This is a genomic window from Actinomycetospora sp. (genome assembly GCF_055612215.1).
On record NZ_JBVPVA010000472.1, the window covers coordinates 1 to 2,339 of the forward strand.

Below are 2,339 nucleotides of genomic sequence, written 5' to 3' on the forward strand. Positions count from 1 at the left end.
GTCCTCGATCGAGATGTGGTTGTCGTCGTAGAAGACGACGAGGTTGCCGAGCTGCTGGCGGCCGGCGATCGAGCTCGCCTCGGCCGTCACGCCCTCCTCGATGTCGCCGTCGGAGGCGATGACGTAGATGAAGTGGTCGAACGGGCTCTCGCCCTCCGCGGCGTCCGGGTCCCACAGCCCGCGCTCCCGGCGGGCGGCCATCGCCATGCCGACGCTGGCGGCCAGGCCCTGTCCGAGCGGCCCGGTCGTGATCTCGACGCCGGTGGTGTAGCCGTGCTCGGGGTGGCCCGGCGTGCGCGAGCCCCAGGTCCGCAGCTGCTCGAGGTCCTCCATCTCCAGGCCGTAGCCGGACAGGAAGAGCTGGATGTACAGCGTCAGGCTGGAGTGGCCCGCGGAGAGGACGAACCGGTCGCGACCGGGCCAGTCGGCGTCGGCCGGGTCGTGCCGCATCGTGTGCTGGAACAGGGTGTACGCCAGCGGGGCCAGCGCCATCGCCGTGCCGGGGTGGCCGTTGCCGACCTTCTGCACCGCGTCGGCCGCGAGCACGCGGATCGTGTCCACGGCGCGCTGGTCGAGGTCCGACCAGTCGTCGGGACGGTGCGGGGTGGTGAGGGCGGCGATCTCGTCAGGCGATTCACTCGCCGGGCGGGTGCTGTCCACGTCGGTCGTGGTCACGAACGTGATCTCCCTGCTGTCGCGTCGTGAGCCGCGGCGCGGGTCCGCAGCTCCCTGGTCCCTCGGCCACATCGGTGGGCCGCCCGGGGTGTGGTCCGCCGAGAGGTAGCTGGATCGATCCCGAAGGCCCGTCGGTCCCAATGTTGCCACGCCGAGGTGGCCGCTGGCTGCACCGTCGGATGCCGGTGGGCGTCTACCCGTTCCCACGCGCGCGGACACCCGCGCATAGGATTCCGCACCTGTCCACCGCGGGCGGGGGCGCGCCCGTGTGTGAACCCGCTCGCTCAGGGCCGCGCGACACCGGGGCCGGGCGAGCGCGACGGACGCCCGGGGTGCAGACTGCATCGACGACAGCCTGTAGGAGGCGACGGCCGGGGACTCCCCGAGCGGCGCCGGCAGACGCGTGAGAGGACCGGGTGATCGGGTGAGCACGGCGGTCGGTCCGGCGCCGACGGGGGACCGGACCTGGCTCGGCGGGCTGTGGGCCCGCTCGGTCTCGACCGTCCGGGCGTACCTGGCGCTGACGAAGGCCCGGATCATCGAGCAACTGCTCGTGGTCACGGTGCCCGCGATGATGCTCGCCCAGCGCGCCGTGCCCTCGCTGTGGCTGGTGTTCGCCGTCCTGCTCGGCGGGGCGGCGGCCGCGGCCAGCGCGCACGCCCTCAACTGCGTGATCGACGCCGACATCGACGCGAAGATGGCCCGGACCCGCAAGCGGCCGCTCGCGCGCGCCGCGGTCCCCCGCTCCCACGCGCTGGTGTTCGGCCTGGTGCTCGGGGCCGCGTCGGCGGTGTGGCTCGGTCTGACGGCGAACTGGGTCGCGGCCGGCCTCTCGGTCGCCGCGATCGCGTTCTACATCGTCGTCTACACGCTGGTGCTCAAGCGCCGGACCTCGCAGAACATCGTCTGGGGCGGCGCCGCCGGCTGCATGCCCGTGGTGATCGGCTGGGCGGCCGTGACGGGCTCGGTCGGCTGGCCGGCCCTGGTCCTCTTCGGGATCATCTTCTTCTGGACGCCGCCGCACTTCTGGGCGCTGGCGATGCGCTATCGCGACGAGTACGCCGCGGCCGGGGTGCCGATGCTCCCGGTGGTGGCCTCGCCGCAGCGGGTCTCGCGGCAGATCGTGTTCTACGCGTGGGCGATGGTGGCGTGGTCGGCCCTACTGGTCCCCGCGACGTCGTGGATCTACCTCGCGACGGCCGTGGTGGGCGGGGCCTGGTTCCTCGTCGCCGCGCACCGGCTGGACCGGGCCGTGCACCGCGACGAGGTCGTCAACTCGATGCGGCTCTTCCACCTGTCCAACACCTACCTCACGGGGCTGTTCGTGGCGGTGGCGGTGGACTCGGCGTTCGGCTGGCCCGCGTTCGGGTGGCCCTTCTAGGTCCGCTCGGCCCGAGCTTCGCGAGGGGCACTGTGCGCAGGTCCGGCGGCCGCTGCGGCTGCCTCTCGTGCCCCTGATCAAGGCCGCCCAGGAGCGCCGGCCTTGAGGGGCACTGTGCGCATGCCTGGCACCCGCCGCGGCTGCCTCCTGTGCCCCTGATCAGTGGGATGGGGGGCGGCCGCGGGCACGCGTCCCCCACCGTTGGCGAGGGGCCCCCGGCGCAGGTCTGGCGCCCACCGGAGGTGCCTGGTGTACCCCTGATCAAGGCCGCCCGGGAGCGCCG

General features: G+C 73.3%; 1 protein-coding gene and 1 pseudogene. One reads left to right on the forward strand and one right to left on the reverse strand.

Annotated features, from left to right (window positions below; all coding sequences use genetic code 11):
• A pseudogene (locus AC0CYZ_RS13180) lies at positions 1-621 on the reverse strand (transketolase); the annotation flags it as partial.
• A gap of 478 nt (positions 622-1,099) precedes the next feature.
• Here AC0CYZ_RS13180 and AC0CYZ_RS13185 point away from each other — a divergent pair.
• Positions 1,100-2,056 carry a heme o synthase gene (locus AC0CYZ_RS13185; protein WP_472215984.1) on the forward strand — a complete coding sequence of 319 codons (957 nt, stop codon included), beginning with the start codon at positions 1,100-1,102 and terminating at the stop codon, positions 2,054-2,056.
• Positions 2,057-2,339 lie beyond the last annotated feature (283 nt).